Here is a 24,918-nt window from a genome sequence, read left to right as displayed (position 1 = left end):
TATATAGTGTTGGATAACCTGGGTTCTATAGTTAAAGACTCAGGTTATTTTTTATGTAATCTTTTAAAAGTAAGAATGGAGTAGTGGGAACTGTTTAATTTTATTATGAATGGAAAATCCACTAATTTCCTTTTTTCTTAATACCAACAATTCTTCTATAGATATTGTATAATATGGAATATATTCGAAACGTATTTTTAGATTAAGAGGTGTTACATCATTGGAGAAATATACATTTGATTTTCTACAAGAGGTATTCCCCGAGTTAGCGGAGATGGGGAAAGATATTGAAAATGTTTTTTATCAAGATCCCCAATCGGTTTTAATTAAGGGAAGAATATTTGCAGAGCTATTATCAAAACGCATTGCGGAAGAACATGAACTGCACGACGTACAATACTTAAAGCAAGTAGAGCGTATTCAAAAATTAGAAAGAGAAGATATCTTATCAAAGGAAATTTCCCGTTCATTTGATACTGTTCGCTATTTAGGAAATAAAGCGGCACATGAACATATTGAAAGTGGGGTAGAGAGTGCTTTTAAAATGCATAAAAATCTATTCCAAATTGCAGTGTGGTTTATGGAGGTATACGGGAGTTATGAGTTTGTTGTCCCGAAATACAAACATCCACAGCCGAAGAGTAGTGTACATATTGTGGAGAAATTAGAAGAAAAGATATCTGCTAGTTTAGAAGAAAAGTTAAAAATGCTAATTGAGATTGCAAGTAAACAAAATACATCAAATCAAACTGAGGAATTAACAGAAATAAATAACGCTGAGATTGCGGTAGGGTTAGAAATTGAAGATAAACAGTCTGTAGATAATGAAGAAGAAGCAGATAACAATTTTGTGTATGATGATTTTATTTTAGGAGAAGGAGAGAGTTATTTACTAGCAGAACTCTCGAAGCTGAAAGAATCATCTCAAGAGGCTATCGAAAATCCTAATGAATTTAGTTCGTTTAAGGATTATTTACATGTAGAAAGAACGATACAGAACGATATGATGTCTGCTCTAACAGCAGCAGCTGGGCAAAATACGAGTCAATTAATTTTCTTGTGTGGTAGCGTTGGAGATGGGAAATCACATTTATTATCGTATGTGAAAAATAAATATCCTGAATTGATGGAAGAGTTTTCGGTGCATAATGATGCTACGGAAAGTTTTGATCCACAAAAGAGTTCCCTTGATACATTAGCGGAAGTATTAAAGCCATATAGTGATAGTGAGATTGATGGTTCTAGATTCAAGCTAATTTTAGCTATTAACCTAGGAGTTCTGCATAACTTTATTGAATCAGATTATGCAAAAGAGCACTATCAAATTTTAACAAAATTCATTGAGGAATCAGGAATATTTGAGGCAAATGAAATTGCTACTAATCAACAAAGCGGTAATTTCCACTTGATTAGCTTTAGTGATTATCAACCTTTTGAATTAACCAGTGAAGGGCCAAAATCAGATTATTTTTCATCTATTTTAAAGCGAATTGTGGTTGAGTCAGAAAAAAATCCATTCTATCAAGCTTATTTGAAGGATAAGCAACGTGGTATAAATGGATTCTTTATGGTGAATTATGAGTTATTGCAACAACAACAAATACGAGATGGTGTTTTAAGTATATTAATTGAAGCAATAGTTAAGCATAAGATGATTATTTCGACACGTTCCATGCTTAATTTTATTTATGATATTTTAGTGCCTTCTCATGGCAATGAAGATTTTCTTGGGGCAGGTATGATGGAAAAAACCGAAGCCTTATTACCGAATTTATTATTTGATGGTCAAGAAAAATCAAATTTACTAGCAGTTATTTCTAAAATGGATCCTATTCATCTACGATCAAATAGTGTAGACCAAATGCTAATTGAGCTAAACAATTCAGTAAATATGAAGAATACTTTCCAAAAGCATTTGAATTTACATGGACTTGATGGATGGATAGAAGGGCTAGAAGAGATGGGCTCTTTCTTTGAGCTAAGTGATTCATCTAGACAGGTATTCAATAAAACATTAATACGTATGTCATTATTTTTATCTCCGGTTTTAAATGAAATATTTGGGGATGAAAATTATAAAAAATATATGGAATATTTATATGCTTTTAATAAAGGAAATCGATCTGATTTAAAAGATATGTATAATTTAGCCAGAAAATCAATTTTTTTATGGAACGGAAGTCCGAAGTCAGATTATGTATTTATGGATTACTCAAATGATACTACTCAGGTTGCACAGTCTCTTAAAATTAAGCCGTTTGTAGGACATTTGAAAGGGGTAGAACCGGAGGTTTTAAATCGATTTAAATTAAATATATTACTTGCTTTTTCCAATGAAGATAAAGTAGCTCCTGTATATTTAGAAATTGATTATCCATTATATGAAATGATGGTCAAACTTTCAAAAGGTTATCGCCCGAATAAAAAGGATAAAGAAGATTGTATTCAGTTCGTTGAATTTGTGGATAAGATAATGAAATTAGGAAATAGAGAAAAAGAATTATTGTTTGTTCAATCTAATGAAAATGGAATGTTTAGACTAACATACGACGAAGATTTTGAAGAATTTACGTTTAGAAGGGATTAGAAAATGATTGTAAGAGAGAATTTAGAGGATTTGAAAAACTCGCTGAGTATTAAACCAGAAAAGTTAGGATTAAAACATACAATAAATAAAAAAGCTCCTCTGTTACCTTTCTCTACCCGAGGAACAGAGCGGGCAAAATTCGCAAAAGGGTTTCAGGGAGTATTAGGAGAGTTTACGCGTCTAGTCAGCGGAAATAAGTTGAAAATGGAAGTTAATCTAGAAGAACTTATTGGAGAGATTAGTAAATCTGTTGATGTATCAAAGCAAGATAAGTCGCAATTTGAACAAATACTACGTACCTTTCTGCAGGATAGTGACAATACAATTAAAATTTTTCATTTGCATTTGTTTCAATATTTACCATTAAGTGATAAGGCTGATAAAAAAGGAGAACAAGATATTGCTAGATTCCTTTTAGACGTCTTATTAGGTGAAAAAGAAACAGTAGAAGAGATTTTTGGAAAAAGCGATTCAACAGATTTAATGTCACGTCTTGTATTAAAACAATTAAATCATTTGGAGAGCGACGAAAAAGAACGCCGTCCGTATATTAATCAAATTCCATTTATCTCAAAGCTATTCAAAGAAGATTTTCAATTTTTAGCGGAACATAAAGATTATTTTAGAACTCATTATCATTTGTTTCTTAGTTATTATTACTTTTTATATATTACTCAATTGACTTTAAAGCTTTCACAAGTTGGGAAAGCGAACTTTAGTGAGAACAACGAAGTTTATTTTACACTTGACTGGGAGTCTACGAGTAAGAATAGAAAAGGTTATACTCATGGTTATCAAATGATTAAAGATACAGGTAGACATTTACTACTACATATTAATTGCTTAGAACATTTAAATTTCCTAATGGGAGTAGAAAAAGCAGGTGGCTATCCTGAATTAAAGGAAACATATCAGCAATTATCCGATGAGGATAAAAAAGTATTTTTAGAGATGCTTTGTGATTGGGTTATGGAATATAGAAGACATTTAGGTCTTGGGGCTTATGAAGGAAATTTAGAATTAGAATATGATACGCTTGTACAATCCTTATTCCGTAGTATAGAAGAAGCCTATGAAAAAGATACGATGCAAGGCCCCCGACACAGATACTCTTTATCAATAGAAGAGGTTGGGAAAAAATATTTCTTAAAAACTCGAGGTTCACTTGGTTATATGCTTAATATTAGTCAAGATATGTTATTGCTGCTAACAGCATTGAGTTTAAAAAAGGAAAGAAAACCTTTGAAGCAAGTATTTATAGATTTAGAGGCTAGAGGTTTATTCTTCGATCGTTACTCAAAAGAAGAAATTGTACAGTTATTTGATAAGCTGAATTTAATAGACAAAAAAAGTGATAGCGGTGATGCACAGTATGTTAAACCAATTTTATAATTATCTTTCAGATAAACTAATAAATTATTTACAAGCAGAAAATCTTAGAGGTGGAGAGCGGTTTTACCTTCAATTTGATAATCATGAACAAGTACAAGCATTTTATGACACATTAAAAGAACAAGATTTATCGCAGGCGTTTTATTATCAGCATAAGCAAGGAACTCCATACGAAACGATTGCTATTAAGGTCTCAGAGGAAATGAAAGTAGTTGTTGCGACTACATCGGCAAACGTTACTCCGGACTTTTTAGTAACACTTCGTAATGAAGTCGGTGAACAAAAGGATATTTGGGAGAAAACAGCTTTACTTAGTATATGTCATGAGACACTGGACAGTATTAAGGGTGGTAGCAGTGATTTGCAAAAAGAAGGTATGCCATTTAATGTGAAATCAATTTTGAAAACATTAAAAGAAGAAATTGAAACTTCTTCTTTAAATAAAGAAGAGAAGGAAGTACTTTCATTTTATTTACGTAAAAAATTAGATGATACAATTGTGCGACCATCTCTTTGGGATTATGAAGAAATTCTTGGATTTTTATCAAAACAAGAGATTGCGAGAGAAGACTATTCTAATCTAGGCATTTTCTATGATGAAAATTTAAATCAATTTACTTCAGCTCAAATGAAAAAAAGGCTAGAAGAAAATGCTTCATTCTTTGAGAAAGTTCAACATATGCATGAGTATGAACATTTAGAGAGTCAATTAGAAAAATTATTTGATGAGAAAGGTGTTTCTCGCCTGAAGAAAGAAGATTGGCAGCAAGCGGATTATGTTCTTGTTAAAGATTCTTACGACAAAATGACTGAGATAGATCGTCCATTAGAATATATCGAATCACCAAAGAAATATTCAAAAGAAGGTCTGTTATATTGGGAAAAAGCACAAGCTGAGACAAAGGCTGGGAGACGTAAACGCCATATTATCGTTTTTAATCCTACACAGATAGAAGATATCAACCTGAACTTTGAATTTGAAGAAAAGTTGAAGAAGGAATACATTCATAAAAATTCACAGGGGTTCTGTGGGATATCTGGGAAAAAACTAACTGTTAGTTTAGCGCATAAGCACAATGTGACTTCATTCCATAAAGTTGTATATACGCATAAGATGCAATCTAAGTCGAAATATGAGTTTCATATTGCTGTTATAGAATGTGAAGCCGCGTTTTTACAATCGCTTCAAACGATTTATGAAGTGAATGTAAATAAGAAAAACGTAGTTATGAATAAAGCTGAAGAACGTATTATTTTTGGGGATATTTCTAATGAGCCAGAAGAAGTATTTATTGAGGAAGATGCACAGATTATAAATTGGCAAGGTGGAAGTTTTGAAGTCTCTGAATCTTCCCCTGCATGGAATGATGATAGCTTATCATTTTCTGTTCAAATTGAAACATCTTTAATTCCTATTCTTATTAGAGAGCAAGTTGCAAAGACTGTTCCAGTATCAGGAGAAAGGGTATGGAAATTAAAAAGAGAACATCAAGAAAGCTTTGAATATAACCTTGATACAAATAAATTAAAACAAGGTGCAAGGGAATTTTCAGCACGAGAAGGATTTCGAAATTATTTACAAGACGAGAGAGTATGGATTGAAAATGAAATCGCTTTTGCAGTTAGAGGGGTATCAGGCCTAAATAAGGTTGAATTATTAATGAACCCATCATTGAGAGATGCGTATCAACAATTATTAAATTACTATAAGTTTAATAATACGGTTCCTAGTCTTTGTTTTGTGGATAATCAATTAAGAGAGCTATCTATAAGATACTTGAAGGCTTTTAACGAAAGTGTTGCTCATATACAAGAAAATGTAATGTTAAAAGAAGAAGAAAAGAATCTGTTTAAATTGGGAGTTATTGAAGAGGAACAAAGGGTCATACTAACACCGTTGCATCCGCTTAATGTTGCCTATCAGTTAAGTGTTAATGATGAAATTAAAAACGAAGTAGTTGAGATGCATATTTTAAATCGTCTGCATCCTAACAATCTATTGCCATATATATATGGACAGAATGATGAATTGTATAGACCGGTTTCTCAAAATGAAGCGCCTGAATGGACTGTTTATGAACCACTTCATAAGGTTGCGATTGGAGAATCTAATGCATTTTTAGCTAATGTAGTTGAAGAAAAGCTTCAACAATTTGTGGAACATTTCCAATACTTATTTTTACAAGAATCTAAGTCTCCGATACGAATCAATGTGATTAATATAAATAATGATAAAGAAGTTGTAAGAGGTTTAGTACAGTTTATTAAGAAGCAGATAGATAAAAAAGGGCCGTCCAAAATTATACCAGTAGAGGTTGCTTTATATCATGAGAGTAATATACTAAGCGCCTTTGAAAAATTTTCTATATATGATGATGTTCAAAAATTTGAGGAGTTCTTTGAGTTATCGTTAGCATCAAAGAATCTCGATGCTGTAGACGTATTAAGGCTGATTCGAGAAAATGTTTTCTATTATAAACTTATTGGTACGAAAGAATATGGTTACGCTCATATTTCATTCTATAAAATGATTTCAAATGAGAAGCATGCGAAAAGTACAATGGAAGATATTGAAACAGGATTATCTTTAAATGGAATGTTATCATCTCTATCATCTATAAGTACAGAAGTAGATTATCGTACAGGATTTGGATTGAAAAATGTATTGAATAATGAACATTTGTTAATTCAAACTGCTAGAGGAATGAATGAATTAGGAAGTAATTTAAATAACGATGGTACAAACCCTTATCGTAAGAACGAAACAATTGTTACGAGAACATCTACCTATGATGAACAAGTTTTAGAACATTTATATGAATCTTCTTATTGGGTAACATTTATTGAACCTAATGTAGGTTTAGATTTCTTCCAAGATTCATCACGTAATTTATTGGTCATTCATTATAGTGATCAATATTCTTCATCAAGCCAGTATGATGCAATTACAGTAACGGATAAAGCAAGACAATACCGAGCGGTTATTGAACAGTATCTGGCAGAAAAAGAAATTGTATCGACACCTGAAAAAATTAATACAGCTATTAGAGCTTTCAATAGTTTAAATGGTGAGTGGTTACTAAGAATTATAGGAAGTAAGGGACAATTCTCAAGAGAAAAGTTAAGCATTATTTCAGCTGTGAAGTATATATTAAGTGCTTTAGATCATGAGAATATTTTATGGGTTCCTATCTCATTAGAAGAAATATTGCGTGTTGCTGGAGCGGTGAAATTAACGAAAAGTGAAGGTGTATTTTCTGCGAAAAATCTAGGCGGAAAAGGTGCACATAGTGACGATTTACTGTTAATCGGAGTAGAAATGCAAGATGATAAATTATCAGTGCATTATTATCCAGTGGAAGTGAAAATCGGCTTAAATCAAGACAGTGCTATTGCGAAAGCAAAAGAGCAAATTAATGCTACTAAGCAACTATTTGATACACAACTTTCTAAAACAAGTGAAGACGGTTTACATGTGTTTAAACATAAGTTTTTCCGAAACTTCTTTGTGCAGTTATTGCTAGCGAATGCCGAGAAATTCATTGCAAACAACATTTGGCCAGAAAAATCTTATGAGAAAATTGAGGAACTAAAGAAAAGATTATTAAATGATGATTATGAAATGAGTGGACATTTAGATGATAAAATCGGAAAAGGAGCAATTTTATCATTCAAAAAGGAACAATCATGGAGGTCCATCAAAATAGAAGAAGATATTTTATTAGTGGAATTAACCGAAGAGGATGGATATGAAGGAGTAATCGAAGAAATTGAAGCACTCAAAATGAAAATCCATTCGGGTGGAACTGATATTAATCCAGATAGATTATTGAATCAGAATCATGATTCTAATCAAGTGTTAAAAAAAACTAGCAATAAAGTCGTTCCAACTGTACCTCATTCTGAAGAAGAAAAAGAAACAAAAGAATTAAAGGACATCCGCGTTTTGTTAGGAACAGTAGAGGGATCGACTCAAGAAATATATTGGGAATTCGGAAATCCAGAGCTAGCAAATAGACATATTTTAATTTCGGGTAAATCAGGACAAGGTAAGAGTTATTTCATTCAATGTTTACTTCTTGAACTGGCGCAAAATGGAATTTCAAGTATGATATTTGATTATACAGATGGATTCAAGAATTCTAAGTTGGAACCAGAATTTAAAGAGAAACTTCAAGATAATATTGAACAATTCCTAGTAGCCAAAGATAAATTCCCAGTAAATCCATTTAAGCGAAATCAAAAAGAATTGGACGAAGGAATTTATATCGATGAAGATAATACAGATGTTGCTGAAAGAATTAAAAGTGTATTTTCAGCTGTATATAAAGATTTAGGCATTCAGCAACAAAACGCTATATATGAGGCGGTAATGCGCGGTTTAGATAAATATGGCGAAGGTATGAATTTAAATTATTTATTAGCAGAATTAGAAGAGGATACTTCTGGACCGGCTAAAACAGCAAGATCACAAATTAAGCCGTTTATTGATAAGAATCCATTTAATCATAATGCTGTATATGATTGGGGAGACATACTGAACCAAAAAGGTAAAGTGTTTATTGTACAATTAACGGGCTTTAATAGAGATGTACAGCTCATGATTACAGAGTTTATCTTATGGGATATTTGGAACTATCAATTACACCATGGCGACAAAAATAAACCATTCCCAGTTATATTAGATGAAGCGCAAAATCTTGATCATAGAGAAAAATCACCAAGTGCCAAAATTTTAACTGAAGGAAGAAAATTTGGTTGGTCAGGTTGGTATGCAACACAATCATTAAAAGGACAATTTACAATGGATGAAATTTCACGACTACAGAATTCAAGTCAAAAAGTGTATTTCATGCCACCAGAAAATGAAATAAGTGCTATTGCATCGAATCTTGCCCAAGATACAGCTGTGCGTAAAGAATGGGAAAAACGACTTGCGACATTGAAGAAAGGTCAATGTATCACTTCGGGACCAATGTTACAGAAGGATAATACGTTGAAGTCGGGTAGTCCCGTAATTATTAATATTAGTGCATTGCAGGATAGGTTGAAGTAATAATTTAATAGTGATATGAAAGTTTTAGAAAACCACCTTGGACATTATATTTGTTTGGGGTGGTTTTTGTATTACTAAGTGTGTTGAATTGTTGAAATAGTAGGGGGCCTACCTTGTCAAGTTTTTTGAAGTTTAAAGTGATTTTCATAGAGATTAATATGGGGAAAATTCGTGACTAGATAAATTCTTAGTATTTAAAGAGGATACATACAGTTGATCATTTAATTTAGTGGAGATATAATAGGTGAATCATAGAAATGAAAGGGGGGAAGAAGGATGGATTTTATGATTCCTTTGACTGGTATCTCAATCTTGTTTCTCTTCTATTGGTGTGTTGTGAATCAATATATTGTTGTTAAATGGAACGCTATTTTTAAGAAATTTAATGAAAATGTAGTGTTTGGGATATTTATTACATGTATGTTATTTTGGTTGGAGTATTTATTTCAAATGTTTTTTGATAGATAATCAATTTTTTAATGAGGTAAATAGACACAGTGGAGCATGTGAGATGTTCCATTGCGTCTATTTTTTATAACCAATTATAGTTTATTCTTGCACCTCCCCCAACGTCACCCCCTAACCTAAAGAAGACAAATCAAAAAGGGGGACCAAACCACTCATGAAAACCACCACAAAAGAAAAAAGAAACACCATCATCATGCTATTACTTTCAACCGCAATAGGAATCTTTTCACCACTACTCATGTACATCACACTGGCACGTAAAAATGAAGTGTACAAATATCATTGCCGAAAGGCGTTCAACTTTCATTTGTTAATTTTTCTTCTATTTAATATTAGTTCGCGTATTAGTGATGTTTTGTTTTGGATTGTGTTTGCGCTTGAGGTAGTTCAAGTGATCATTGTTGCGTGGAAAGTAATACGCGATGAGCCATATCGTTATTTCATTCGAATTCCGTTATTTAAAGAAGATAAGTACGCTGTGGAAGGAGAATAGGTGATGAAACAAGAAGTGGAGATAAGGGGAAAGCGATTTTTTATTATGATTGCTGTGTTGTTTATTGCTTTGGGAAGTTCTACTCCCTCTCAATCCAGATGTTATTCAAGTTAAGCAAGATGGTTTATATGTAACGCTAGATGAAAGGAAAACTGCAAAAAGAACGTTCAAACATCCAGAGACAGACGAGGTGATAGAACTTTACTTCCAAGAAAGAAACGTTGGGCTACCAACAGTTACACAAAAGCCAGCTAGGATGCTCGTTATTGAGAAAAAGAGAAAGAGCTATCAATACCAATACATTTTTGATGCGAAATACCGAATTGATTTTGCTGAAAGATCTCATTACAAAAGGAAGTATGGCGCCCCTTGGTCCAATGGAAGAAGACATTAACACAATGCATCGTTACAGAGGTGCATTAGTAGTGGAACAAGAGGGACCTTTTGAGCGAACAGCTTATGGATCCTACGTATTATTTCCCTGGAACCAAGAGGAAGCGTACGAGAACCATCCATTTTATAAAAGTATCGAAAAAGTAAATATCGGTGGTTTTCCATTCTTACCAAATGCAACAAGACTAGTCGAACAATTTCTAGATCATCTCATTGAAAAAAGCCTAGAAGAAATCATAAGAGAAGGCATCCTCCAAAGAGGAACAAAAGAAGAATGGCACTCCTCGCTAGAAGAAAAAGTATTAGTGGGCAGCGTGAAAACTGAAGCCGAATACGAAACATATAGAAAAAATGGCACGGAGAAAAAGGCGGTATCCAATACGTAGCAAAAATCAAACACATTCAAATGCAACAAAACGATGAGTATGTACATTTCGAACTAGAGCCATGGAAAAAACTAGACCGCCTCATCCGCCCAGTAGGATATGGCATTCAAACATACACAATAACAACTATGTCGCTATTAAAAGAAGTACAAGAACTTCCGGAACTCTTTATGAAATCAAAAGAAGAACGAACCCTTTGGAAAACGCTACGCCGTTTCACGAAGCAGGTTAAGGTTGAGCTTAATCATCTTAATTTGGATGAGGCTTCTTCTGTTAAGAATTATTATGTGCAGGATGTTCAGATTTGGGTTGATTATGAGAATGGGATTGTTATGGTAGGAAGAGATCGGCGAGTTAAAGAGGTGCCTTTGGAGTTGGTTGTTGGTAGGGGTTCGGTGTTGTTTAGGGAGGTTTTAGGGGTGTTGAATGTTAGGGAATAGTGCTTAGATACAAAGGGGATTAAGTAATGGATAAGAGACCGAATTTTTTTGTGGAACAAGTGGGTTTAAGTGAAGTGTAAAAATTGTTAAAAATGATGGATGTTCAATAGTTACTACTATTAAATTATAGATGCAATTGTTAAATATATTAGATAAATATTAGTTGGATAAAGTGTATTGTTAGCTATGGGAAGAAGAGCATATGAGGTATATGCTCTTCTTTTATTTATAGATAAAGTGTATATAAGGTTTAAATGATGATCTCTAACCTGTTAAGGTGGCGTTCTCCTTGCTGAGCTACGGGAGAAACGTTGGTTTAAAGGGCTCATTTGTATAAACGAAATTCTATTAAAAAAGCAATGGTTATTGTAAGTTCTGTGACCATTGGTGGCCACAAAATTATGTTCTTAGCTGTCTGTATAATGGTAAAAGGAATGATGTGACGCATTCCTTTTTTGTGTAGTCGAGGTTGTTTTTTCGCATTTTACAGCCTTCGTACTAGTACCCCAATTCAAACACCATCGTATATGATTTTGATGCAATACGAATATCTGCTATTTACAATGTTTATATTCTAAAATGATAAATTTCATTGGATTGTTAATCCCCTTAAACAGGATTATTTTAAAATAAATGTAGGCGCTATAAAAATTAATGCCGTTCCCATTTCATGCTAAAAGAAGGCAATAAATCAATAATAAAAAGGAAAGACAATGTACTTACTCCTAATTGAATTATTTCGCTTAGGAGTAAGTACACAAGAAATTGCACAAACTCTTCAAATTTCTGCAACTATTGTCAGAGATTACTTGAGAAAAGGGAAGTTAGGAAGAAAGGATATCCTTATTATCCGTAAATACAAGATAGAAGAATTGTTATAGCAAGTGGGAGAATATGCAACTTTAAATTTAAAAGTATAGCCAATAAACTGAAAGAAAAATGCCCCAGCTTAACTGCACTGTAGGTGTATATATACTATTATGTGCATTTTTTAAGGGAATTAAAGTAAGGCTAAATATGAGAGAGTAGTTATAATGGCTGTGTTCTTTGTGTATTCTCTTGATTTTTTAAACTACAAGCAAATTAGATTTAACATTTAGATAATTTTGTGTATTGATACATTAAAAAAAATGGAGTAGGATATACCTTTTTTGTAAAAATATACTAGATTATTATAGTTCTATTAGGAAAAATATGTGATAATTAGATAGTGTTAATTTGTCAAAAAGGGGATAGATAAAAGGTGAACATTTCTACGGATATATTTGAAGCAATTCAACATGATAAATTGGTATTCTTTATTGGCTCAGGGTTTTCAAAGGTTTTTGATTTTCCTGATTGGAAAGGATTAATAATAACAGTTTTAGAAGAACTAAAAAAGAACGATTCAAAATATGAAGGATTAATTAATTCGATGGGATTTTTTTCTGAAATTGAAATTTTAGAAAAAATTAAAAGTGCTGATGTAGGAAACAAAAGAGTAGTATATAAAGTTTTAGAAAATACATTCCAATTACCAGAAGATAAAGAGCGGTTGGTTAATCATCAAATTATTGGTGATATTACATCTAAAATTATTACAACAAACTACGATAAGTCAATTGAAACAGCGAACCCAACAATCAAGAAAATTGAGAAAACAAATGATTATCACTTAGCTAATTTAGATGAATTAGATGAGTATATATTAAAATTACATGGATCTGTGGATGAACCATCTAACTGTGTATTGTTCAGAGAAGACTATGATAAGTTATATAGCAATAATTCACCTATAATAGAAAGATTAAAGAATATAATATCAGATAATACAATAATTTTTTTGGGCTTTAGTTTATCTGATCCATTCGTAAAAATGCAATTTGAATACATTTATTCGCTGTATAAAGGATTAGGAAAAACGCATTACATGGTAACAACTCAGGATGAGAAGGGCTTGGAGAAATTTGGTGTATCTCAGATTAAATTAGATAGTTGGGCTAACACAAATGATTTCTTACAGTTATTATTAGAAAAAAAAAAAGTTATAGTGAAATAGCTGCTACTGTTGCATCAGCGGTCCCTGATAGTAAAATACAAGAAATTTTAAAAATACGGATAGCCATTTTAATAGCTAGTCCAATTGACAGAAACCTAGGCTATGACATCCAAAATATCATTAAAAATTTCTATAAAATGGATATCGAATTAAGCTATTACTATTTAACAGAGGATAACTTGAATAACTTAATTGATGTTGATTATATTTTTATTTTTTCAATGGTCATAGATGGCAAAATTATTATCGAAGATACGTATTTGAAAACCAATTTTGTAAGAATTTCTGAATTGGAAGATATGATAGGGGCAGAGGTACTTAGAGGTATTTTTATATTCTCAGAAAAAGATGTAGTTGAAGAAGATATAAAGGCAGTTGATTTACCTATAGTTTTTGTAAAGTACAATAATGATAAGGAACTAAAACAATTTCTATTTAAAGCCTTTAAGAAGAGAAATATTGACAACGTACTAAATTGTATGTGTATTAATAAAGAAAGGTTAGAGCTATTACAGATTAGACAAGGAATTCTAAAAGGAAAATTAAGAGAAAATAAGAACGGAAATTATGTTTCTGAGGAAATTAATTCTAGAAGGTTGACTAATTTTGTGGGCAGACTAACCGATATTGAAGATATATTAAGGAAAATATTAGAATTCAACAATCAAATACTTACAGTCAAGGGATCAGGTGGAATTGGAAAAACTACTTTAGTTTTAAAAGTCGCTTTAGAATTATCAAAAAGAGGTTATTTTGAAGAAGGGATTCATTTTATTGATTGTGAGTTTATTACTGATTATGAAATGTTTGAACAAAAAATAGCAAGTTGTTTTGATTTAGATAGATCAATAAATTTTAAAGAACATTTAGTCTGGAATTTTGGAATGCAAAATAAATTGATAATTTTAGATAATTTCGAATCATTATTGTATATTCCTGAAGTTAATGAAGTCAAAAAATTAGTTAATTTTTTATGTGATTTCTCTAAATGTATAATTACTTCTAGAGAGTGGGCTGGATTTGAATTTGAAAAAAAGCATGAGTTACGTTCACTCACTACAGATGAAGCGAACGAGTTATTTAGAAAATTATACATAACAAAAATTAATAAAGATGAAGAAAGAATGTTAAGAGAAGAAATATTAGAAAGATTATTAAATAATAACCCTCTTGCAATAAAAATAATAACTAAAAATATTCCGAAGAATATAAAGATGGAAAGTTTAAGAGATGAATTAAAAAATGCCTTTTTTGATACAATACAATTGGGATATAAAGAGATTTATAATCAAGATGTTGATTTAAATATTGAAAGGTCTGATTCATTATTTCATTCCATTAACTATTCATATGTTAGACTTACAATAAAAGAACAATTAGCTTTGGAAATGTTATCCTTATTTCCAGATGGAATACATTTAGATAATTTTAGAAGCTTTTTTAATTCTCAAGAATTCAAATTAGATGTAAATAAAATAACTTACAAGGAAATAAAGGCATTAGAAGATAAATCATTAGTCGAAATGATTGGACCTATGGTAAAGTTGCAATCAATAATCGGAAGGTTTGCAGAATTTAATTTTGAAAAGAGGACTTTAAAGGAAAAAAAACCTTATTATAAGAGAGCTTTTCAATTTAATTACTTTTTACTTAGTTTAATTAATTCTCTTCAGGTTTTAAATGGAAAAAAATCACTTGTTATATATGATCAAAACATTGGTAATCTGCGAAAGTGTCTTAATTATATTGTTGATACGGATGTTAGTGAGGTGGAAAAATTCACATATTTAGAAGCTTTACAAAAACCTGTAGGATTAATAGAAATATCAACTAAACTAATAAATGATATTGAAAAAATTAAGAATCATTTTAATAGAAGAGAGGAACAAATTTATTTTCAAACATGTGTATGCAGGTTAAGATATTATAAAGGTGAGTTTGTTAAAGCCTATAAAGATTTAAATGATATTGTTCCTTTTGAAGAAATTGGAGGATTATTGAAATCAAAATCTAACATGTCTTGTCAAACTGGTCTCACAGCTTTAAGTATATACCTCTATGAAGGGAAAGATGCTGAAGGATTAGAATTGTTGTTAGATAACTGGGGTAGTTTTAATGGGGACGCAATAAGTGATGTTCTATTTAAATTGGGCTATTATAAAGCACTAAGTGGCATTAAACGAGAATTAAAGTTTATGTATTTAGAGGCTTTAGTAAATCAAAAAGAAATAACAATTGATGAGCTTAATTCATATATTAGAAGTCTGTTTAAAAAGGCACACCTAGAAAAAATGCAAACTACATATATTAAAGCTAAGCATTGGAAAGTCAACTTAGAAGAGGTTGAAGAACTTGTGGTAACCAACCCTTATACCATGGGGTTAAAAAAATTAATGAAAGCGTTTGTTATAGAAGACGAAGAGAAAAGGATTTTATTGTATAAATCAGCAATAGATGACTTGCAGCATATCAAATACTATTATATAGAAGCAATATATTTATTTGCTAAATATCTTAAGGAAATAGAGTTTGAAGAATATAAAGATTGGTATGATAAGGGATTAAAACTTGCAGAGGGACATAGTTATAGATTTTTAATACATCAGTTTAAGTGTTTAGAAAAAGAGAATAATATAGAGTATAATGAAGATGATTATCCTACCACTATAATAATTGAAGAAAAATATATTAAAGAGATAAATAAACACATTAGGGAGAGTTATAAAAAATCTATGGATAGATTTCATGATTTAACCAAAGTTTAGAGAATTCTCTATATTGGAAATTATATGTAATGATTGAGTATGTATTAGCCGAGCGATTATACTGAGGGTGGGCATCGGTTATATACGAAAGATGATTTGTATGTGCTGCAAAAAATGCAAACGTTTTATAATAATAAGGAATTAAAAGAAAAGTTCGATCGGCGATTTATGGATGTAATAGGGAAGTTGAAAAAGTATAAGGAAGAAGAGAAGGATCCGAGTCATCAAGATGTTCAAGTTATTTTGAAGGAATTTTTTAATTTAATAGAAGAGGTAACAAACTTTCTTGATACACCTCAAAGCGATATAGAGGATATAATCCAAAAATCAAACCTCCCACTATCCGAATTCCCAGCTCTCTTCACAACCGAAGAAGAAAACTATATAAAAGAAGCAATGAAGCAGTTTAACACCTAGTTAAACTGCTTTTCTATTATAATAGAAGAAAAACCAAACGGAGGAAATCCCATGCCAACCTACAACAAACTAATCCGAAACAAAATCCCACAAATAATAAAATCCAACGGAAAAACACCCACAACAAGAATCCTACCCGAAGACGAATACATAGAGGAACTCTGCAAAAAAACACAAGAAGAACTAACAGAATACATCGAAGCAAAAACAAAACCCGATAAACTCGAAGAACTATCCGACCTACTAGAACTAATAAACGCCCTAGCCGAACACGAAGGCACAACACTAGAAGAAATCAACAACATCCGCAAAAAGAAAGCAGAAGAACGAGGTGGCTTTTCAGATCGAGTGTTTCTAATCGAAGTAACCGATAACTAGCCCCTCCTAAGCCCCTTACAAGCCCCTACCAAGTAATAAATCACTAAGAAAAAACACAACAAAACAAAAACACCAACAAACACCGTAGTAGGAGTCGAAAAAAAATTTGAAATAACACGCCAAAAACCCGGCCCTCCTTCCTATATATAGTACAAAGAGGAAATTTTCATTTTTGAATTAGGACGGGAGGAATTGGGATGGCGGTGTATCGTACTGTGCAGGTGAATTTTTGGCAGGATGATTTTGTTTTGGATTTGACGCCGGAGGAGCGGTACTTTTATGTGTATTTGTTGACTTGTTCGAAGACGACGCAGTGTGGGATTTTTCCTTTTCCGAAGCGGTTAGCTGAGATGGAGACGGGTTATAATCGGGAGACTGTTGATAAGTTGGTGCAGCGCTTCATTGATTATGGGAAGATTCTTTATGATGCGGATACACGGGAGTTATTCGTTTTAAATTGGCTTCGTTATAATCCGGTGACGAATACGAATGTGGAGAAGTGCGTTCTTCGTGAGCTTAAGGGTGTGAAGAATAAGGAGTTTGTACATATGTTTCTTCAGAAGTGCGTAGAGGAGGAGCTGAATGTTCCGATGCTTTTAGCGCATTTCGGTATGCCGATTGATTTGGCTGTGGATGATGTTGAGCCAGTTTGTGAGGAGACAGAGGCGGAAGAAGAGGTTATAGAGGAAGAAACGGGAAGTCGCGTGTTTTCTTTTTATGAGCAACATTTCGGTAGTTTGTCTCCGCATACGGTGGAGGAATTAAGTGCGTGGATGGAAGATTTGTCAGAGGAGCTTGTGCTGAAGGCTCTTCAAATTGCGTTTGAGAATAATAAGCGGACGGTTGCTTATGTGAAGGGGATTTTGAGAGGCTGGCACGGGAAAGGATTTACGAAAGTATCTGAGGTTGAGGCTGATACGACGAGCTTTAGGAAGAAGGAGTCGTCTGTTAGTACGGGGGAGACGGAGGAGTTTTTGGCGAGGTGTGAGGAGTGGGAGAAGAATGCGCCATCTGAGGAAGAGTTGCAGCGCTTTTTAGCGGAGCGCGGGTGGCGGCCATGAGTATTCAAAATGTGGAGGCGGAAAAGACGGTGTTAGGTTCTCTACTAATTGATGGAGATCTTATTAAGGAGTGCCGTTTGACGGAGCAGTATTTTTCGCTGTCGGTGCATAAGTCTATATTTCAGTTAATGCGAAAAATGGAAGAAGAGGGGCAACCAATTGATCTTGTGACGTTCATTTCTAGGGTAGATCCGAAGTTTTTAGAGGGGATCGGGGGAATGGAGTATTTTATAGGGTTAATGGATGGTGTGCCTACAACTGCCAACTTCTCTTATTATGAGGGGCTTGTTCGAGGTGCCTGGAAAATGTATCAGGCGGGTGTTCTCGGGCACAAGATGGGAGAGCGCCTTATTGCGGAGAAGAGTGAGAAAATTATTGGTGAGACGATTACGGCACTTTGTGAGTTAGAGGAAAAGGACTGTGTATGTGAGTTTGATTTGAAGGATGCGCTAGTTGATTTATATGAAGAGCTTCATCAAGATGCGAAAGAGATTACGGGTATTGAGACTGGTTATACATCGCTAAATAAAATGACGTGCGGATTGCAGGAAGGTGATTTTGTCGTTCTTGGTGCGCGTCCTTCTATGGGGAAGACTGCGTTTGCGCTAAATGTTGGACTGCATGCGGCGAAGTCTGGAGCGGCGGTAGGATTGTTTTCATTAGAGATGAGTAGTAAGCAATTGTTAAAAAGGATGGCGTCTTGCGTGGGCGAGGTGTCAGGGGGAAGGCTGAAAAATCCGAAGCATCGTTTTGCGATAGAGGACTGGGAAAAGGTGAGTAAGGCATTTGCGGAAATCGGGGAATTACCATTTGAGATTTACGATAACGCCGGCATTTCGGTGCAAGATATTTGGATGCAAACTCGTAAGTTAAAGAGGAAACACGGTGATAAGAAGGTTTTAGTTCTTGTAGATTACTTGCAGCTTATTATGGGTGATCCGAAGCATAAGGGCAATCGGTTTCAAGAGATTAGTGAAATCTCTCGTAAACTTAAACAATTAGCACGTGAATTAAATGTTTGTGTAGTGGCGTTGTCACAATTATCTCGTTCGGTAGAAGCACGGCAAGATAAGCGACCTCTTTTATCTGATTTAAGAGAGACGGGACAAATTGAACAAGATGCGGATGTCATTATGCTTATGTATCGTGAAGATTATTATGATAAGGAAACGGTGCAGAAAGAGATGACGGAGATCCATGTGGCGAAGCACCGGAATGGGCCTATTGGTAGTTTTAAGTTGAGGTTTTTGAAAGAGTTTGGGCGGTTTGTGGAGGGGGTAAAGTAGTAAAAGGGCAAGGAAAATAGTATCTGCATGTGAATCAAAGTTGTAACGCTAATTTCATAAGTTATATAATAAAGAAAATGGTAACTAATAGTTAAGGGGGATTAGCTATTGGCAGGGAATGATATTTCTTATCATAATAAAGATATTCTTATGAAGTTTTTAAGTGAATGTTATAGGGATAAAGGGCTTGAAGCATATGGATTATGCAAATCAAATTATGTATCGTTATTATAATAAGAATAAAGAGTTACCGGATATTCGAATCGTGGTTATTTATACAAGTGAGGTAATGAATCCAATAGAAGAAATAGATGTATCTAGTATACGTTTAAATTCCAAAGCGGTTTTACTAAGCGAATATAATGGTGATGCTATCCTTCAAAAGGTTATTAAAAAAATGGAAGAAGGAAAATCTTTGACGGATGAAGAAACCATGAAATTAATACTTGTACCACTTATGCATAGTAGAGAAAAAAGACAAATTTTAATTGAGAAGACGATAGAAGTAGCAAAATGTATCTCCGATGAGCAAGAACAAATTCAAGTTATTGCTGGAATTCGTGTAGCTACAGATAAATTTATTGATGAAGACTACGCGAAAAAAGTAAAGGAGTGGTTACGGATGACAAAAGTGGGTCGTTTATATGAACAGGAGAAGCAAGAAGAAATTGATAAAGCACTTTCGGCAGCTGGAATGCTCTTTAAAGGAATGAGTATAGAGGAAGTGGCTAAGAAATTAGATGTAACAATTGAAAAGGTGAAAGAGTGGGAGAAGCGTTTGTCCCATTAAAAGGGAGCAATGTTTAGTATTGCTCCTTTTTTATTTCTTGTGACATAATGCGACAAAATTTGAGCCATAACTTTGTTAAGAGAGGCTTGGGAATCTTACCTTATATGTAATGGAAGGTAGTTGGATAAAATAGCAACGGTGACTTTGGAGCAAGTATATGGGATAATGTCGCCGGAAATTTGCTTAAAACACAAATAGGAATGAAGTAAGGAGCGGGGATTCAAAATGAAACGTACAACAGAATTTGTATTAGGACTTATTGGTGGTATTTTCGGTATTTTATGTGCATTTATTGCTTTATTTATTGGGGGAGTCGCTTCTGCTATGGAGGGAGAAGGAGCAAGTAATGTTATAGGTTTAGGCTGGGCAGCAGTTGCTTTATCAGTTGTGGGTATCGTTGGATCAGTTATGGTAAAAAGCAAAGCGAAATTTGGCGGTGCTATGATGACAATCGCTGCAATTGGAGGATTTATTTGTATTTCTTTCATTTATATTTTACCTGCAGTTCTGCTATTAATCGGTGGGTTAATGGGAATCTTTCGTAAAGAGAAAGTGGCAGTGTCTGCATAGATTCATCTAATAAAAATAGCCGACTAGAGTCGGCTATTTTTATTAAGTTAAATACGAAAATTTTTTGATTTGTTCTTGTAAATGTTTATTAACTGGGGGAGCTCTTCAACATTAAAACACCAGTATCATTTAGATAAATACTGGTGTAGGGCGTGAAAAATTATTTCCCCATAAAGAAAGATTTTCTCTCTGTAGTGATCCATTGCTCCAAATCGTCTTGGCTACGTCGGACAAGTCGGTTCACTAACACATCATGCCATACATAATCCTCTAATAGATATATATGAACTGGATCATCTGTATAAAAAGCAACATTACGCTCTTCAAGTGATGGTCCATAAATCATCTCTTTAGAATCTATGGATAAAATAAACCAATGTTCTGTAGAGCGAGTTTCTGTATAGGGTGTGATACGATGGGCTTCTAGATTTTTAATTGGATTTTCAACATGTAAGGTAATACCTTGTACTGTAACTTTATCAGATACCGCAGATAGTTCCTCTTTTAATGCTTCATACATCTCATCCCACATTGAAATGACAATACGTCGTTCTGCTTTTTTTATTAATGTCTGACAATAGCTAATGATTGTTTTTTTGTCTTTTAAAGTAATCACTCGATTATCCGTTTTTTCCTCGGAAGTTTCTAGTTTTTTTAATGAGTCACTGATTCCTTCATAAGTAGACTGCCATTCTGATTGAGCCTTTTGTAAAAAGATTTCAACAGGTAGAGGTGAATAGCGAGTGGTGTCATTTATTTCTTCCTTCATGACAATTCCTTTTTCTACAAGGTTACCTAGAATCTCATAAATTCGTGCTCTTGGGACACCTGAATCCTTACTCACTTGGTAGGCTGTGACAGGCCCCTGTTTAACAAGAGATACATAAGATTTAGCTTCATATTCATTAAAACCCATTTTTTTAAGCTGTTGCACTATGTAGTCCACTTTTTCGTCCTCCGATGTTTACTTTTATCCCGCTTTAATGGGCAGTAAGACCCCCACCTCAAAATTCAGCGAAAGCAAAGAAGTTAGGTGGGGGATCAACTGCCCATAAAAGTCCGATTGGTTCAACTAATAATCAGTGGGGGATGAAGAAAATCCCCACTGATTAAAGTTTCACTTTATATTTTAACGTTACAATAACTGTTTACATTTAGCAAATTATTAGTTACTATTCGAATAGTGACTAAAGGGGAGGTTAATAGTATGGAGTTTTCTTTAGACCCATCAGTATTCATTATTTTGATTGCTTTTGGATTTTTAGCTGCATTTATTGATTCAGTTGTAGGTGGTGGTGGACTGATCGCCTTACCCGCTTTATTATTTACAGGACTGAATCCAGCAAGTGCAGTAGCTACGAATAAACTAGCGTCGACAATGGGGTGTGCAACTAGTAATATTGTGTTTTATCGTTCTGGTAACCTTGATTTGAAATCGGCTTTTAAATTAGTTCCACTCACTTTCATAGGTTCTATAATAGGGGCATGGACCGTTCATTTAATGAACCCAGAAGTACTGAAGCCATTGATGCTGATTATGCTTGGTGCGGTTGCTATTTATACGATATTCAAAAAGGATTGGGGTAGTATTTCCACTCATAAGAAATTGTCTGGTCGACACGTCATTATTTTTACTTTTTTTATTTTTGCTATCGGTTTTTATGATGGATTTTTAGGTCCTGGAACAGGTTCGTTTTTAATGTTTTCTCTTTTATTTATTGGATATGATTTTTTAAAAGCAGCAGGTAATGCGAAGCTTCTTAATTTAGGAAGTAATGTTGGTGCGTTGTTGATGTTTATGTGTGTAGGGCAAGTAAACTATGCGTATGGTTTTATAATGGGGATTGCTCAAATTGCTGGAGGGATTGTTGGCTCCAAATTTGCTATAAAAAAAGGAAGCGGGTATGTTCGTGCTCTTTTCATTACAGTAACTTGTTTATTGTTAGCGAAAAATCTGTATGACTATGTGCAGTAAGTAATGTAGAAAAGGTTAACTATGCAGGCTACATAAATATAATAGTTCCTTGTAACATGTTTTAGATGCTACCTTATTCGAAGATAGCATCTAAAAAAATTAAGGTAAGAGGGTGAAAATAATACAAACGAATATTTTCGGGGTATGTTTATGTACTTTAGCGAAATAACTATTCCATATTTTTCTTATAATTAGGTCGCAATACACTCTTAAAATCCACCTCAGCAATCAACACACTCACTAATATAAGTGTCGCGCCTAAGTATCCTTTTCCGGTAAGTGTTTCACCTGTGAAAACGAAAGCGAAACCAGCTGAAAAGACAGGTTCTAATGAGAGAATAAGCCCTGTATGTGTAGGCGTCGTGTATTGCTGGGCGATTACTTGCACGATGAAAGCGACTGCGGTGCAAAAGATGCTTAAGGCTAAGATGATGAGCCATGAGTTGGTTGTGCTAGGAAGCTTTGGTGTTTCGATAATGAATGAAAAAATAAGACTAAATAGGCCGACGAAACCGAGTTGTATGACGCCAAGTACAATGGAGTTCACATGTTTCGTTACACTGCCAGTGATGATGACGTGAATCGCATAAAATAAGGCTGACAGTATGCAAAATATATCGCCATTACCGATCTTGAATTCGCTCGTTAATGTTAATAAGCCGATTCCTATTATCGTTAGAAAGATTCCTACTATCACTTTCTTTTCCGGAATGTGTTTCAAAAATATAGCTGATAATATCGGAATGAAAATGACTGTGAGACATAGTAAGAATCCAGCATTAGAAACACTCGTATACTTTGTGCCGAATGTCGCGAAAATGTAAACGATAAATAAGACAGAAGCGAGTATAAATGCATATTTTATAGTTTTAAAATCGATTTTGAATAAATGTTTGTAAAATATTAAACCTGATAAAAGAAAGGCGATAATAAATCGTAATGCGATTAAGTTGTATTCTTCTATGCCTTCAAGTCCAACCTTCGTAAGTAAGATGGATGCACCCCAAAAGAATGTAACTAGTAGTAGCCCTAAATCCGCTTTTAATTGTAGTTTCATTTCTATTCCCTCGTTATGTATAAATTTTAGAATCCCATACCCCTATCCCCATTTTATATTTTAATATTAATTCTGAATATTTGTAACTTAAATTTATCGACGTTTTACCCCAAGTTAACGGGCAGTAAAACTCCCACCTCAAAATTGGGTTTTAGCAAAGAAATTAGGAGGGAGTCGGGCTGCCTGTAAATGTCCGATTGGTGAGGGTTGATTATAGTTTCACTTTATAAGGAGGATGCAAATGAAAGTTATCATCTTTGGAGCGACAGGTATGGTCGGTCAGAGTGTATTACGAGAAAGCTTATTAAATGAGGAAGTAAAAGAAGTCGTAACGATCGGTAGAAAACGTACGAATGCGATGCATGAAAAATTAAATGAAATTGAGCTTACAAATGTGGCTGACTTATCGTCTATTGAAGAAAAAATAGCCGGATTTGATGCATACTTCTTTTGTTTAGGTGTTTCTTCTCAAGGGATGAAGGAAGAGGAATATACAAAGGTAACGTATGATTTAACGTTATCTGCCGCAAATACATTAGCGGATTTAAATCCAAACATGACGTTCATTTACGTATCTGGTAGCGGCACAGATAGTACAGAAGCAGGACGTACGATGTGGGCGAGAGTGAAGGGACGAACGGAAAATGAGTTATTACGTTTACCTTTCAAAGCTGCGTATATGTTCAGACCAGGATTAATCATCCCGGTAAATGGTGTGAAATCAAAAACGAAATTATATCAATTGATGTATGATGTGATGAAGCCTTTTAATCCACTATTGAAGAGATTTGGCAGTGTAATAGCTTCAGAACAATTAGGAAGAGCGATGGTGCGAGTTGGGAAGGATGGATATGCTCATTCGATTATTGAGAGTTCGGATTTGAAGAAGATTGGTATGTAATAGTATGTATATAAAAGCCCAGTTTGGAGGGGCTTTTTTTCTATGTAAAATTTCATTTGTTTTGTTTACATAATATCTTTACAATCATTTGATAAAATATATGTAACTGCATATTGTGAGGGTGGATGGTTATCCCTTCTTTCTATTCGGAAGGAAAGGAGGTGATAATATGGAGTTTTTGATTGATCTTGTAAAAGAATTTGTAAAAGCGACTGTACGCGAAGTTTCAGCGTATTTTTTGCGGAAGCAACTTCTGGATAAGGACAACAAAAAACCCACTCCGCGCCGTCACAAGCAAAAGGGTGGGTTCCGCAAAAAGAAATAGCTTATAATAACCACCACCCTAAGCGGTAGCAGTTAGGGAAGAGATGTGAGCGCATCTCTTCTTTTTATTATATGCCAATTTATTCGCTGTCACACTTATATAGTATTCTACCGAAAATATATCATACTCCTATTTTGTGG

16 protein-coding genes and 2 pseudogenes are annotated in these 24,918 nt (G+C 33.8%); 16 read left to right on the top strand and 2 right to left on the bottom strand.

Annotation, left to right across the window (positions count from 1 at the left end; translation table 11 throughout):
- Positions 1–220 precede the first annotated feature (220 nt).
- From dptF to MR113_RS18675, 13 genes and pseudogenes are all read left to right on the top strand, one after another.
- Positions 221–2,587 (top strand): DNA phosphorothioation-dependent restriction protein DptF, encoded by a 2,367-nt coding sequence (gene dptF, locus MR113_RS18735; protein WP_242256106.1) that lies wholly within the window; start codon positions 221–223, stop codon positions 2,585–2,587.
- A gap of 3 nt (positions 2,588–2,590) precedes the next feature.
- A complete protein-coding gene (dptG, locus tag MR113_RS18730) occupies positions 2,591–3,979 on the top strand; it encodes a DNA phosphorothioation-dependent restriction protein DptG (RefSeq protein ID WP_086402434.1) in 1,389 nt (462 codons plus the stop codon).
- Positions 3,960–9,035, top strand: a complete 5,076-nt coding sequence (gene dptH / locus MR113_RS18725; protein ID WP_242256104.1) for a DNA phosphorothioation-dependent restriction protein DptH — start codon at positions 3,960–3,962, stop codon at positions 9,033–9,035. Before dptG ends, dptH begins: the two co-directional genes overlap by 20 nt.
- 622 nt (positions 9,036–9,657) lie before the next feature.
- A complete protein-coding gene (locus MR113_RS18720) occupies positions 9,658–9,996 on the top strand; it encodes a DUF4870 domain-containing protein (RefSeq protein ID WP_242256102.1) in 339 nt (112 codons plus the stop codon).
- An 85-nt stretch (positions 9,997–10,081) separates the two neighbouring features.
- A pseudogene (locus MR113_RS18715) lies at positions 10,082–11,215 on the top strand (nuclease domain-containing protein); the annotation flags it as partial.
- 1,243 nt (positions 11,216–12,458) lie between these two features.
- On the top strand, positions 12,459–13,253 hold the full coding sequence (locus MR113_RS18710) for an SIR2 family protein (RefSeq protein ID WP_242256101.1): 795 nt from the start codon (positions 12,459–12,461) through the stop codon (positions 13,251–13,253).
- 179 nt (positions 13,254–13,432) lie between these two features.
- Positions 13,433–16,018, top strand: coding sequence for an NB-ARC domain-containing protein (locus tag MR113_RS18705; RefSeq protein WP_242256099.1), 2,586 nt, complete (start codon positions 13,433–13,435; stop codon positions 16,016–16,018).
- Between the two features lie 96 nt (positions 16,019–16,114).
- Positions 16,115–16,435, top strand: a complete 321-nt coding sequence (locus tag MR113_RS18700; RefSeq protein ID WP_242256097.1) for a MerR family transcriptional regulator — start codon at positions 16,115–16,117, stop codon at positions 16,433–16,435.
- Between the two features lie 51 nt (positions 16,436–16,486).
- Positions 16,487–16,813, top strand: coding sequence for a nucleoside triphosphate pyrophosphohydrolase (locus MR113_RS18695; protein ID WP_242256095.1), 327 nt, complete (start codon positions 16,487–16,489; stop codon positions 16,811–16,813).
- A gap of 197 nt (positions 16,814–17,010) precedes the next feature.
- Positions 17,011–17,874: a DnaD domain-containing protein gene (locus tag MR113_RS18690; RefSeq protein ID WP_242256093.1), complete on the top strand. Its 864-nt coding sequence runs from the start codon at positions 17,011–17,013 to the stop codon at positions 17,872–17,874.
- Positions 17,871–19,160: a replicative DNA helicase gene (gene dnaB / locus MR113_RS18685; RefSeq protein ID WP_242256091.1), complete on the top strand. Its 1,290-nt coding sequence runs from the start codon at positions 17,871–17,873 to the stop codon at positions 19,158–19,160. Before MR113_RS18690 ends, dnaB begins: the two co-directional genes overlap by 4 nt.
- Positions 19,161–19,268: 108 nt before the next feature.
- Positions 19,269–19,950 (top strand): annotated as a pseudogene (locus MR113_RS18680) (RpnC/YadD family protein).
- Between the two features lie 225 nt (positions 19,951–20,175).
- On the top strand, positions 20,176–20,520 hold the full coding sequence (locus MR113_RS18675) for a DUF4064 domain-containing protein (protein WP_242256090.1): 345 nt from the start codon (positions 20,176–20,178) through the stop codon (positions 20,518–20,520).
- A 160-nt stretch (positions 20,521–20,680) separates the two neighbouring features.
- Here MR113_RS18675 and MR113_RS18670 read toward each other — a convergent pair whose 3' ends face one another.
- Positions 20,681–21,466, bottom strand: a complete 786-nt coding sequence (locus MR113_RS18670; protein ID WP_242256088.1) for a TrmB family transcriptional regulator — start codon at positions 21,464–21,466, stop codon at positions 20,681–20,683.
- Between the two features lie 261 nt (positions 21,467–21,727).
- On the opposite strand from MR113_RS18670, the gene MR113_RS18665 reads away from it, so the two are divergent.
- The gene (locus tag MR113_RS18665) at positions 21,728–22,495 is read left to right on the top strand and encodes a TSUP family transporter (RefSeq protein ID WP_242256086.1); all 768 of its coding nucleotides are present in this window, start codon (positions 21,728–21,730) and stop codon (positions 22,493–22,495) included.
- A 169-nt stretch (positions 22,496–22,664) separates the two neighbouring features.
- Here MR113_RS18665 and MR113_RS18660 read toward each other — a convergent pair whose 3' ends face one another.
- Positions 22,665–23,552 carry a DMT family transporter gene (locus MR113_RS18660; RefSeq protein ID WP_242256084.1) on the bottom strand — a complete coding sequence of 296 codons (888 nt, stop codon included), beginning with the start codon at positions 23,550–23,552 and terminating at the stop codon, positions 22,665–22,667.
- 241 nt (positions 23,553–23,793) lie between these two features.
- Here MR113_RS18660 and MR113_RS18655 point away from each other — a divergent pair, with 241 nt between their 5' ends.
- Both MR113_RS18655 and MR113_RS18650 read left to right on the top strand, forming a co-directional pair.
- On the top strand, positions 23,794–24,453 hold the full coding sequence (locus MR113_RS18655; protein WP_242256082.1) for an NAD-dependent epimerase/dehydratase family protein: 660 nt from the start codon (positions 23,794–23,796) through the stop codon (positions 24,451–24,453).
- A gap of 169 nt (positions 24,454–24,622) precedes the next feature.
- The gene (locus tag MR113_RS18650; RefSeq protein WP_201066174.1) at positions 24,623–24,778 is read left to right on the top strand and encodes a hypothetical protein; all 156 of its coding nucleotides are present in this window, start codon (positions 24,623–24,625) and stop codon (positions 24,776–24,778) included.
- Positions 24,779–24,918 lie beyond the last annotated feature (140 nt).

Source organism: Bacillus cereus group sp. BfR-BA-01379 (assembly GCF_022663605.1).
Taxonomy (GTDB): Bacteria; Bacillota; Bacilli; order Bacillales; family Bacillaceae_G; genus Bacillus_A; species Bacillus_A mobilis.
The sequence above is the reverse complement of the archived record's forward strand: the minus strand, read 5'-3'. Positions and strand labels throughout refer to the sequence as shown.